Annotated in this window: 7 protein-coding genes, 1 pseudogene and 1 riboswitch; of the genes and pseudogenes, 2 read left to right on the top strand and 6 right to left on the bottom strand. The window is 71.5% G+C overall.

Features of this window, described 5'->3' with window-relative positions; all coding sequences use genetic code 11:
* Window positions 1-247: 247 nt before the first annotated feature.
* The 5 genes and pseudogenes from D471_RS0116585 to D471_RS0116565 form a co-directional block, all read right to left on the bottom strand.
* On the bottom strand, window positions 248-1315 hold the full coding sequence (locus D471_RS0116585; protein ID WP_394296856.1) for a LacI family DNA-binding transcriptional regulator: 1068 nt from the start codon (window positions 1313-1315) through the stop codon (window positions 248-250).
* Between the two features lie 66 nt (window positions 1316-1381).
* A pseudogene (locus D471_RS34730) lies at window positions 1382-2807 on the bottom strand (GH1 family beta-glucosidase).
* A 127-nt stretch (window positions 2808-2934) separates the two neighbouring features.
* On the bottom strand, window positions 2935-3798 hold the full coding sequence (locus D471_RS0116575) for a MetQ/NlpA family ABC transporter substrate-binding protein (protein WP_017599658.1): 864 nt from the start codon (window positions 3796-3798) through the stop codon (window positions 2935-2937).
* Between the two features lie 81 nt (window positions 3799-3879).
* Window positions 3880-4521, bottom strand: coding sequence for a methionine ABC transporter permease (locus D471_RS0116570; RefSeq protein ID WP_241479641.1), 642 nt, complete (start codon window positions 4519-4521; stop codon window positions 3880-3882).
* A gap of 86 nt (window positions 4522-4607) precedes the next feature.
* On the bottom strand, window positions 4608-5564 hold the full coding sequence (locus D471_RS0116565; RefSeq protein WP_017599656.1) for a methionine ABC transporter ATP-binding protein: 957 nt from the start codon (window positions 5562-5564) through the stop codon (window positions 4608-4610).
* Between the two features lie 454 nt (window positions 5565-6018).
* Between D471_RS0116565 and D471_RS0116560 the strand changes: the two genes are divergently transcribed.
* Together D471_RS0116560 and D471_RS0116555 are read left to right on the top strand one after the other, a co-directional pair.
* The gene (locus D471_RS0116560) at window positions 6019-7101 is read left to right on the top strand and encodes a coiled-coil domain-containing protein (protein WP_017599655.1); all 1083 of its coding nucleotides are present in this window, start codon (window positions 6019-6021) and stop codon (window positions 7099-7101) included.
* A gap of 653 nt (window positions 7102-7754) precedes the next feature.
* On the top strand, window positions 7755-8771 hold the full coding sequence (locus D471_RS0116555) for a DUF3558 domain-containing protein (protein WP_017599654.1): 1017 nt from the start codon (window positions 7755-7757) through the stop codon (window positions 8769-8771).
* Window positions 8772-8991: 220 nt separating this feature from the next.
* On the opposite strand, the gene metE is transcribed toward D471_RS0116555, so the two are convergent.
* Complete coding sequence (metE, locus tag D471_RS0116550) at window positions 8992-11274, bottom strand: 5-methyltetrahydropteroyltriglutamate--homocysteine S-methyltransferase (protein ID WP_017599653.1); 2283 nt, start codon at window positions 11272-11274, stop codon at window positions 8992-8994.
* Window positions 11275-11418: 144 nt separating this feature from the next.
* Window positions 11419-11630, bottom strand: a riboswitch (cobalamin riboswitch).
* Window positions 11631-11703: the final 73 nt, after the last annotated feature.

Raw genomic sequence — 11703 nt, 5'->3', positions numbered from 1 at the left:
CCCCCCCGCCCCCGAACAGAAGCGGCAGTCGACGCCGCTCCGCTCGCACCAGCCGCATGAGGTTATCGCGCACCGGGTGTGTGTCGGTTCCCGCGTCGGGTCCATGCGCTCCCACCGTCTCCCCGCGAAATCGCGACCAGCCTCGCACAGCGGCGGGGCACGCGTCCACCCGTGATAGCGACGAATGGGCGGGTCAGAGCGGGTCCGGGCAGGTGTCCGGGGGCCTGTGGGCGGTGGCCCGGAAGGCTCAGGCCGAGTCGCGTACCACCAGCTCGGTGTCCAGGACGATCGACTCGGCCTCGCCGGTACGGGGGATCACGACGTCGGCCAACAACCGGGCCATCTCCTGGCCCATGCGCACCGTGGGCTGGCGCACGGTGGTCAGCGGCGGTTCGCAGTGCTGGGCCACGAGTGTGTCGTCGAAGCCGACCACGGCGACGTCCTCGGGAACACGCAGTCCGCGCTCTCGCAGCACGCGCAGGGCTCCGACGGCCATCAGGTCGGAGGCGGCGAACACCGCGTCGAAGTCTCCGGCGGTCTCCAACAGGCGCTCCATCGCCCGCGCTCCGCCGTCGACGCTGAAGTCCCCGGCGGTCACGAGCCGTTCGTCGACGCCGAGTCCGGCCTCCTCCATCACCTGCCGGTATCCGGCCAGGCGATCCACACCCGCCGCCATGTCCTGGGGGCCGGCGATGGTGGCGATCCGCCGCCTGCCGATGTCGAGCAGGTGTCGCACCGCGGACCGGGCGCCGCCCGCGTTGTCCACGTCGACGAAGACACCGCCGGTCCGGTCGGCGGCGTGCGGCTGGCCGCCGTGCACCACGGGCACGCCCGCCTCCTCCAACCGGCGCGGAAGGGGGTCGTCCCGGTGCAGGGAGACCAGCAGCGCTCCATCCACGTGGGAACCGCTGAGGTAGTCGCCGATCTTCTTGTGCTCGCCCTCGGTCCGGGCGGTGGTGAGCAGCAACTGGAGGTCGCGCTCGTGCAGGACGGAGCTGACGCCGCGGATGACGTCGGCGAAGTAGGGATCGGTGAACAGCCGGTCGCGGTGCTCGGAGACCACCAACGCGACGGTGTCGGTGCGCCGGGTGACCAGGGTGCGCGCGGCCTGGTTGGGGCTGTACCCCAGTTCCGCGATCGCGTTGTGCACGGCCTCGCGGGTACGCGGGCTCACCTGGGGCGATCCGTTGATCACCCGCGAGACGGTGCCGCGGCCGACACCGGCGCGCTCCGCCACCATCTCCAGGGTCGGACGCCGCCGACCGCCACCGCTTCTGGCCACTTCGCTGCTCCCTCTGGGATCGAGTCGTCGCATCCGCCCCCGCCGCGACGGAGCGCGCACGGGGGCGGTGGGCGCGGCACGCGGTCCGCGCGGACCGCGTCACCGGGTCGGTACGCGGCCCTCCCGTGCCAGCCGCGCGTACCACAGGCCGCTGTCCTTGACCAGGCGTTCCTGGGTGGCGTAGTCGACGCGCACGAGTCCGAACCTGCGGGAGTATCCCCACGCCCACTCGAAATTATCCAGCAGGGACCAGGCGAAGTATCCGCGCAGGGGCACGCCCGAGCGTACGGCCTCCAGGGCCGCGCGCACGTGGCCCTCGTAGTAGTCGACGCGGTCGGTGTCGTGGATCCGTCCGTCGTCGGTGACGGCGTCGTCGTAGGCGCACCNCCCCCCCGCCGCTGTCGGCGGCCAGGCGACGGAGGACGTCGTACAGGCCGGTGGGGTCGACCTCCCACCCCATGTGGGTGACCGGCAGGCCCTGGGAGACGTGCACCTCGTCGGGGGTGGCCCCGACCCACGCTCCGCCCTGGCCGCTGACGGTGTCCGGGTCCAGTCCCTTGGGGGAGGCGGCGACCCACTCCGGCATGTAGTAGTTGACGCCGAGGAAGTCGAGCGGGGCAGCGACGGCCGCCAGGTCACCGTCGGCGACGAAGGAGAAGTCGGTGATGTCGGCCAGGTCCGCGACCACGTCGGCCGGGTAGGCGCCCCGGAACAAGGGGTCGGTGAAGATGCGGTTGCGCACGCCGTCGGCCCGGCGGGCGGCGCGCACGTCCTCGGCGGTGGCGCCGTGGGGGCGGATCACCGCCTGGTTGTGGGCGAGGCCGACCCGGACCCGGTGACCGGTCGAACGCAGGACCTCGGTGGCCAGACCGTGGCCCAACAGCAGGTGGTGGGCGGAGGTGAGCGCGGCGACGGCGTCGCGCTGGCCGGGGGCGTGCTCACCGATGTGGTGGCCGAGGAAGGACGCGCACCAGGGTTCGTTGAGCGTCATCCAGTTCTCGACACGGTCACCGAGCGCGTCGGCGACGACCCGTGCGTAGTCGGCGAAGCGCAGCGCCGTGTCGCGGTTCGGCCAGCCGCCCGCGTCCTGGAGCCGCTGGGGCAGGTCCCAGTGGTAGAGGGTGGCCCACGGCTGGATCCCGGCCTCCAGCAGCGCGTCCACGAGGCGGTCGTAGAAGTCGAGCCCCGCCTGGTTCACCTGGCCCGAACCCTCGGGCAGGACACGCGGCCAGGCGACGGAGAAGCGGTAGGCGCCGAGGTTGAGGCGGCGCATGAGGGCGATGTCCTCGGGATAGCGGCGGTAGTGGTCGACGGCCGGCTCACCGGTGTCGCCGCCCAGGACGTTGCCGGGGGTGGCGCAGAAGGTGTCCCAGATGCTGGGTCCGCGACCATCGGCGGTGGTGGCGCCCTCGATCTGGAACGAGGCGGTGGCGGCCCCCCACAGGAAGCCTTCGGGGAACTGTTCGTGGTCGGTCACGATGTCGGCACACACCTTCCGTGATGGGATGCATGGGAGCGCTCCCATAACCGAAGCAGAACGTCCGCTCGGCTGTCAACGAACGCTCGGGACGGCGAGACACAACCGTTACGCCCCCCCGCCGGTGCCCCGACCGTGTCCCGGGCGGCGCGCGCCGCCCGGGACACGGCGGCCCTCACTCGGTCTCCTCGACCCCCAGCGGGATGACGACGCCCTCCCAGCGCCGCTCCATGAACGCGCGGGTCTCCTCGCTGTGCAGGAGCTCGTCCAGACGGAGCAGGTCGGGGTCGCCGGCGTCCTCGGTGCGCGCGACCAGGCCGTTGGCGTAGGGATTGCCCTCGGTGGCCTCCCAGGCGAGCACGTTCGCCGTCGTCGGGAGGTCGGCCTCCAGGGCGTAGTTGCCGTTGACCACCGCGGCGTCCAGGTCGGGCAGCGACCTGGGCAGCTGCGCCGCCTCCACCGGGATCAGCTCGACCCGCGACTCCGTCGTCTCCACGTCGTCGAGCGTCGGTGTCGGACCGACGTCGTCGGACAGGGCGATCACCCCCTCCGAGGCGAGCAGGTCCAACGCCCGCCCCATGTTGGAGGCGTCGTTGGGCAGACCGATCCGCGCCCCCTCCGGCAGGGCCTCCAGATCGGAGACCTCCTGGGAGTAGATCCCGAACGCCTCCAGGTGCACGTCCGACAGGTAGCTCAGGCCGACCTCCGGGTTGCCCGCCAGATACTCCTCCAGGAACGGCAACGTCTGGTAGTAGTTGGCGTCCAGCTCACCCTCGGCCAGTGCCGCGTTGGGCTGGTTGTAGTCGGTGAAGACGACCACGTCCAGGGCCAACCCCGCGTCGGCCGCGAGCTCCTCGTCCACGAACTCCAGGATCTCGGCGTGCGGCACGGGCGTCGCGCCGACCGTCAGCGTGGTCAGCCCCTCCCCCGTGCCCCCGCCCTCCTCCTCGGCGCGTTCGCTCGGACTCCCGCAGGCGGCGAGCAGCGCCACCGCCACCCCCGCGACCACGCTCACGCGCGCCTTCGCGCTCCCCGACATCACAGTCTCCCTTCCCGACGGGACTCGGACACCTCGCTGAGGGGAGAGGGGGACGCTGGGGGCGGGGGACGGGAGCGGTCGTCAGCGCCGTGAGAGGCGGCGGACGACCAGGTCCCCCAGGCTCTGGACCGCCTGCACGATGACGATGAGCAGGATGACCGTCGCCCACAGGTAGTGGTCGTTGAAACGCTGGTAGCCCTCACGGATGGCCAGGTCGCCCAGTCCCCCGCCGCCGATCGCACCGGCCATCGCGGAGTAGGAGATGAGGGTGACCACGGTCATCACCAGTCCGGCGATCAGCCCCGGCAGCGCCTCGGGCAGCAACACCTTGCCCACGATGGTGAGCTTGCGGGTGCCCATGGCGTGCGCGGCCTCGACCACCTCCCGGTCCACCTCGCGTACCGCGGTCTCGACCAGACGCGCGAAGAAGGGGATCGCGCCGATGCTGAGCGGGACGATCGCGGCGGTGGGGCCAAGGGTCGTACCGACGAGGAAGCGGGTCAGGGAGAGCACCGCGACCATCAGGACGATGAACGGCAGGGAGCGGCCGATATTGACGATCGCGCCGAGCACGGCGCGCACGGCCGGTGCGGGGGTGAGGCCACCGCGGTCGGTGGCCACCAGCAGCACGCCCAAGGGCAGACCGAACAGGACGCTGAAGACGGTCGCCCACCACACCATGTAGACGGTGTCCATGGTGGCCAGCCACAGGTTCGGCCACATCTGGGGCCAGTCCCGGACGAAGGCGACCAGGGCGTTCCACGCCCCCGTCGGTTCGGTGGTCGAGGCGAGGGACAGGGCGGAGTCGATCACTTTCCGGCCTCCTCGACCAGCAGACCGCGTTCGGACAGGAAGGTCAGCGCCTCAGCGCGGCGGGCGCCGCGCACGTCGACGCTCAGGCGGCCCACGGACTGGCCCGCGACGCGCTCCACGCCGCCGCCGCGGATGTTGGCGTCCACGTCGAAACGTCGGGTCAGCTCCGACATCAGCGGCTCGTCGAAGGAGCGCGGATAGGTGACGACGACGGTGTCGGGGCCGCCGCCCTCCGGGATGGGGAACAGGGAGCGCGCCAGGAGGGAGCCCGGGGTTCCGATGAGGTCGAGGACGCGACCGGACTCGCGGAACTCGCCGTTCTCCATGATGGCCGCGGAATCGCAGATCCGCTTGATCACGTCCATCTCATGGGTGATCAGGAGGATCGTCAGCCCCAATTCGTCGCGCAGGCGGCCGAGCAGGGCGAGGATGGACTCGGTGGTGGCCGGGTCCAGGGCCGAGGTCGCCTCATCGCTGAGCAGGACCTTGGGCGCCGAGGCCAGCGCGCGGGCGATACCCACGCGCTGCTTCTGCCCGCCGGAGAGTTGGGAGGGGTAGGCCCGCGCCTTGTCACCGAGCCCGACCAGCTCCAGGAGCTCCCCGACACGGGCCCGGCGGCGGGCGCGGTCCACGCCCGCGACCTCCAGCGGGAAGCCGACGTTGCCCGCGACCGTGCGCGAGGACAGCAGGGCGAAGTGCTGGTGGACCATGCCGATCCCACGGCGGGCGGCCCTCAGGCGGGCGCCACGCAGCGCGGTCAGCTCCTGGTCGTCGACCGTGACCGTTCCTGCGTCGGGGCGTTCCAGGAGGTTCACCGATCGCAGCAGGGTGCTCTTGCCCGCACCACTCTGCCCGACGACCCCGTAGATCTCCCCGGGTTCGACACGCAGGTCAACGCCATTGAGGGCTCTCACCCGGTGCTTGTTCAACCGGTAGGCCTTGTGCAGGCCCACTGCGTCAATCACGGTCTTCCCATCGACGTCTCAGCGGTGGTGTCTCGGCGCTCGTGGGGATCGCCCAGGGCGGGACTCAACGCGGGTTCGACGCCCGCGTCCGAGCGTACGGAGGGCCCGGGGGCCGCGTGGAGGCGACGCGCCGGAGCGCGCGGGAGCCGTCGCCGCACCAACTCAACCACGTACGAACGGGTCCGATCAGCGATTTTAATGTCCGTGATCAGGTTATTTTGACCACATCGCGTATTTTGGAATGTGGTGGCTTGACCCCGTCTTTTCCGAATCCGCACGGTCGGGCCTACACTCATGACGATTCCGTGACTCTCGCTCCAGCCGTTCCACGTGTGCGAGAGCCCGGCCCGAGCGGTCCCCACACCCGTTCCGGGACACACGAGCAGCAGTGCCCGACGCTCCCGACCACGGGGAACGTACGGGTTCGAGGAGCGATCACACCGTGCAGCCCGACGATCCGATCCGCGGGGGCGGCGCCTCCCGCGCGTCCGGGGACGACCCGTTCGCCGACTTCTGGGCACCGGACCCCCGCGCGTGGACATGGCACGACGTCCTGGCCCACCTTGTGCCCCGTGCCGCCGGGCCTGGCCCCGTCGACCGCCCCGCCCGCGCCACGGCGGGCGCCCTGGCCGTCGCCCTGGCCGCCCTCCTGGTGGCCGTGCCCCAGAGCGCCGGAGCGACCATCGCGCCGCGCGAGCCCGAGGACATGGACAGCCTGCGCGCCCGCGCCGAGTCGCTCACCGAGGAGTTCCAGGGTGAGCTGCGGGACATGGAAGCGGTCATGGACGAGGCCGAGGACGCCGAGGCCCGCGCCGAGACCTCGCGCGAGGAGGTGGAGGCCGCACGCGCGGAGGTGCGGTCGCTGGCAGTGGCCACCTACACCGCCAACGGGATCGACCCCTCGATGTCGCTCTTCGTCGACTCCGACCCGGACGAGATCATCGACCGCGCGGTGCTCATCGACTATCTGTCCTCCACCCACGATGACCTCATCGACCAGCTGGAACAGGCGATGGAGCGCGACGAGGCCGCGCAGGCCACCGCGCAGGAGGAGTTGGCTCAGGTCGAGGCGGACCTGGACGAGCTGGAGGAGCGCCGGCGCGAGGTTCAGCGCATGATCGCCGACCACCCCAACCAGCCGATGGAGCCGCCGGACAACATCACCCCGCGTACGCGCCAGATGCGCGACGAGATCATCTCCCGGTTCGGTCGGGGCAGCGACGTCGGCGGGGTGGGCTGCTACCGGGCGGTCGGCGGCTGGGTGGTCGGCGAGCACCCCAAGGGCCGGGCCTGCGACTTCATGGTCGACGGCAACGGACAGATGCCGTCGGAGGACCAGGTCCAGCGCGGGTACGAGATCGCCGAGTGGGCGAAGGAGAACGCCGAGGACTTCGGGATCATGTACATCATCTACCGGCAGGAGATCTGGGACATCCGGCGCGGCAACGAGGGCTGGCGCGCCATGTCCGACCGCGGCAGCGTGACCGAGAACCACTTCGACCACGTGCACATCTCGATGTTCTGAGGCGCCGCGTCCCCGCCCACCACCCGGTCGGCGGGGCCCTCGACCGCGAGGGGACGCACGGAGTCCGGCTCGAACCGCACCGCCTGCCGGAGCGCGCGTCATCCCGGCTCCGCGCCCCGGTGGTCGTCCGGGCCCCGGCCGGCGCCCTCCGACGGACGTGGTCGCACCGGCCCGGACATCCCCGCGCAGCGGGTGAGATCCCTCGTGCCCGAGGAGGAACTCCCCCGCGGCCAGGCGTCTTCGTGGCCCGGGATCGCCCGGTGGCCGGAACCGGCCACCCGCCCGCCAGGAACCTCCGGTCCCACGTGAGCGACACGAAACGGTGACAATTCACCCACCCGACCGGTATCCCACCTGCCGCACGGGTACTCAGCGCAGCTAGGATGCAACACGTCCCGGCCCTGGCCTGTGGGGATGACGTGCCCGGCCCGACCTCGGAGCACACCCGGCACCAGGGACCTCCTCACGACACCGGGGATCCCCCGTTCCACACCGCCCGTCCTCGCCCACGGGCCGGTACGAGCGGGCGGCTCACCCCCGCGGTCCCGTGGCCGCCGCCCCGCACCACCGGTGGCCCAGCACCGCGGCGGACCCGCGAACCCAGGACGCGTTCACGCGTCACCAACACAGCACACCACCGGGCGAGGGGAGCCATGAGCGAAAACGGACCTTACAACCAGCCACCCCAGAACCCCTACGGTGGCGGGGAGCAGGGGGCCCAGCCGCCCTACGGCCAGCCCCAGCCGCCCCAGGGCGCCCCCTACGGCGACCCGGGCACCGGTGGCCAGCCCGGTTACGGCGCCGGTTACCCCGGGGGCGAGCAGCACATGTACGGAGGCGCGCAGCCGCCCTACGGCCCCGGCGGTCCCGGCGGTCCCGGTGGCCCCGGCTTCACCCCTCCCCATCCCCCCAAGAGCGGTGGCGGTAAGGCGGGCCTGTGGGTCGTCATCGTGGGCGGCGTCGTGATCGTCGTCCTGGTGATCGCCGTCCTGGTCACGCTCGTGACCAACGGATCGCAGACCCCTCCGGTCGCCGAATCGACCGAGGCCGACCAGGGCACCCGGGACACCGACAGCCCGACCGACGCGCCGGCCCCCGACACGGACGCCGCGCCCGCCGGTGAACCGCCCTACGCGGTGCCCGCCGAACCCTGCGACGCCTTCACCGAGCAGGTGCACACCGACTTCCTGCTCACCGAGGAAGGCGACAAGTCGGTCCAGGACGCCACCTCCCGGTGCTCCAGCACGCTGGCCGAGGCCCCGGAGGGCAACGACTCCGAGGACTACGCCTCCCTGCGGCTGACCTACTCCGTGCCCTACTCGGCCTCCGATTCCATCGAGCAGGCCACCGAGGACTTCGAGTCGGGCATCGAGGACGTCACCGGGGCGACCGACTACTCGTACTACATCGCCGACGCCATCGAGGAAAACCGCGAGGTCGACCTGGGCGACCAGGCGCAGTACGTCGTCACCCGCTACGACTATGTGGGCGACGAGGTGCCCCAGGCCGTCCTGCTGATCCGGACCGCCAACCTCAACATCCGCATCGAGTACCAGGTCAGTCCGTCGTTCCTCTCCGAGGGCGACACCGAGGACCTGGTCCTGCCGGACAACACCGAGGACATCATGCTCAACGCCGGGGCCGAGGCGCTCGCCCTCGTCGGCACCTGATCCCGCTCCGGACGCGTGAGGGGGCCGTGGCGAATCGCCACGGCCCCCTCACTCATGCGGCCTCGCGGGCTCGGCCGGGGCTCAGGGCGTGGAGAACCGGGATTCTTCGTCGTCGCCCTCGCCTGGCTCGTTCCTCGCCGACGACTCGACTCCTCCTGCAGAACCCGGTGCGCCCCTCGCTACTCATGCGGCCTCGCGGGCTCGGCCGGGGGCACCCCGCCTAGGTCAGGTCGGCGCGCACCCGCCTGGCCGCCTCGACCATGTTGCGCAGAGCCTGTTCGGTCTCGGCGTACCCGCGCGTCTTCAGACCGCAGTCCGGATTGACCCACAGGCCGCTCGCGTCGATGTGCGCGACCGCCAGGCGCAGCGACTCCTCGACCTCCTCCACGGAGGGCACCCGCGGCGAGTGAATGTCGTACACGCCCGGGCCGATCCCCCGCTTGTAGCCGCGGCGGCCGAGGTCCTCCACCAACTCCATCCGCGAACGCGCAGCCTCGACACTGGTGACGTCGGCGTCGAGCGCCTCGATCCCACCGACGATCAGCCCGAACTCGGAGTAGCACATGTGCGTGTGGATGGTCGTGGTCGGCGCGACCCCGGAGGTGGCCAGTCGGAACGAGCCCACAGCCCAGTCCAGATAGGACTCACGCAGCTCCTCACGCAGCGGCAGCAGCTCCCGCAGCGCCGCCTCGTCCACCTGGATGTGGCGGATGCCGGCGCGCTCCAGGTCGGCGATCTCGTCCCGCAGGGCGAGCGCGACCTGGCGAGCGGTGTCGCCCAACGGCTGATCGGTACGCACGAACGACCAGGCGAGCATGGTCACCGGGCCGGTCAGCATGCCCTTGACCGGCTTCCGGGTACGCGACTGGGCGTAGGTGATCCACTCGACCGTCATCGGCTCGGGGCGCGAAACGTCCCCGTACAGGATCGGGGGACGCACGCAGCGCGAACCGTAGGACTGCACCCACCCGTTCTCAGTGGTGGCGTAGCCCCGCAGCTGCTCAGCGAAGTACTGCACCATGTCGTTGCGCTCGGGCTCGCCGTGGACGAGCACGTCCAGACCGATCTCCTCCTGGAGCGCGATCACCCGGTCGATCTCCTCGCGGAGGATCCGGTGGTACTCCTCCTGTCCCAGTTCACCCTTGCGGTGGGCGGCGCGCGCCCGCCGCAGTTCGGCGGTCTGCGGGAAGGACCCGATCGTGGTCGTGGTCAGCGGCGTGTCCGTGGGGACGCCCCGGTCCTGCGGACGCTCGGAGGCCTCCGGGCCGAGCGCGTCGAGGCGGGCGCGCACCCGGGCGTCGGTGAAGGCCGGGTTGGCGCCGTTCGCCCCCTCGGCCGCGTACTCGGCCTCGGTCCCCTCGGACAGGACACGGCCCAGCAGCGCGACCTCCTCGGCCTTCTGCTTGGCGAAGGCCAGGGCCGCGCGCAGCTCGGGGTCGAGGGAGGTCTCGGCGTCCAGGTCGATCGGCACGTGCAGCAGCGAGCAGGAGGTGCTCACCGTCAGCTCGTCGGTGAGGGCGAGCAGGGTACCGAGCGTGGCCACGGCGGAGGGGATGTCGGTCCGCCACACGTTGCGGCCCTCGACGACACCGGCGACCAGGCGTGTTGAGCCCAGGCCGGAGACCTTCACCAGGTCGTCGATGCCTTCGGCGTCGGTCACCAGGTCCAGGCCGACCGCCTCGACCGGGGAGTCCTTGAGCACGCGCAGCGCGGCGGCGCCGATGGACCCGAAGTAGGTCGAGACCAGCAGGGAGGGACGATCGGTGAGACCGCCCAGACGCTGGTAGACGCGCTCCAGGTGGTCGATGGCGGCGCGGCCCTCGTCGGTGGCCAGGATCGGCTCGTCCAGCTGCACCTCGGTGGCCCCGGCCGCCCTGAGGTCGGCCAGGAGGCGACCATAGGCGTCCAGGAGCTGGTCGAGCAGCTCGATCGGCGCCCACCCCTCGGGGGCGTCGTCGGCGGCCTTGGCCAGCAGGAGGAAGGTCAGCGGGCCGACCAGGACCGGGCGGGTGTGGTGGCCCGCCGCCGCGGCCTCACGGAACTCGGCGACCGGCTTGTCACCGACGAGGCGGGGACGGGTGCTCGGGGAGAGCTCGGGGACGAGGTAGTGGTAGTTGGTGTCGAACCACTTGGTCATCTCCAGCGGCGGCGCTCCCTGTTCGCCCCGGGCCAGAGCGAAGTAGCGGCGCAGCTCCTCGTCGCGGTCCTCCGCGGTGGACGGGGAGGCGAACCGGGAGGGCACCAGGTCGAAGAGGACCGCCGTGTCGAGCACGTGGTCGTAGTAGGAGAACGTGTTGGACGGCAGGTCGTCGACGCCCGCCTCGCGCAGCTGGACGTAGACGCCCTCGCGCAGGTCGGCGGCGACGGCGTCCAGTTCCCGGGCGCTCGTGCGGCCCTTCCAGTAGGACTCGCTGGCGCGCTTGAGTTCGCGGCGCGGGCCGATCCTCGGGTAACCGTGCACGGTGGAGCGCACGGCCGCCTTCGCGGCCGGTGACGTGGTCATGAAGCTTCTCTCCCTCGTCGAAAGCCAGGTTCCGGCCACGAGGGCATGAGGAGGGTAGGCCACGCGAGGTACGCGCCGCGGGCGCGTACCCGTCCGTCACCGCCCTCGGCCCTCCCTCGGGGCACGGGACCACCGGCGACACGGGTGCGCCGCCGGGTGGAGGCAGGTCTTCGGACTCGTGGGCACCGTCGGTGCGCGCACCGACGACCTACTGGCCGCCGCTTCCCAGATTCCGACCAAAACGACCGGATTACCAGTGCTTTTGGCGACTGTCGTTCCCACATACCGCTGCGGGGCAGTCCCGGATTCCCACCGGGTTCCCTCTCGCGACGCGAACCACACCCCGAACCGGTCAAACCCGGCCTGGAAGTGGAGCGCGTACCTTCCACGCCTGCAAGTATAGGGAGGCCCCCTCACGCCCCCGCCCCC

Origin of the sequence: Nocardiopsis lucentensis DSM 44048, assembly GCF_000341125.1 — a bacterium.
GTDB classification, from domain to species: Bacteria; Actinomycetota; Actinomycetes; order Streptosporangiales; family Streptosporangiaceae; genus Nocardiopsis; species Nocardiopsis lucentensis.
This window is presented reverse-complemented; position numbering and strand designations above follow the sequence as displayed.

Bases quoted from the DNA above. Each gene is read 5' to 3' on its own strand.
- metE (WP_017599653.1), bottom strand. From the start codon at position 11,274: ATGACCACGTCACCGGCCGCGAAGGCGGCCGTGCGCTCCACCGTGCAC.
- D471_RS0116575 (WP_017599658.1), bottom strand. From the start codon at position 3,798: ATGTCGGGGAGCGCGAAGGCGCGCGTGAGCGTGGTCGCGGGGGTGGCG.
- D471_RS0116555 (WP_017599654.1), top strand. From the start codon at position 7,755: ATGAGCGAAAACGGACCTTACAACCAGCCACCCCAGAACCCCTACGGT.
- D471_RS0116585 (WP_394296856.1), bottom strand. From the start codon at position 1,315: ATGCGACGACTCGATCCCAGAGGGAGCAGCGAAGTGGCCAGAAGCGGT.
- D471_RS0116570 (WP_241479641.1), bottom strand. From the start codon at position 4,521: ATGTGGCCGAACCTGTGGCTGGCCACCATGGACACCGTCTACATGGTG.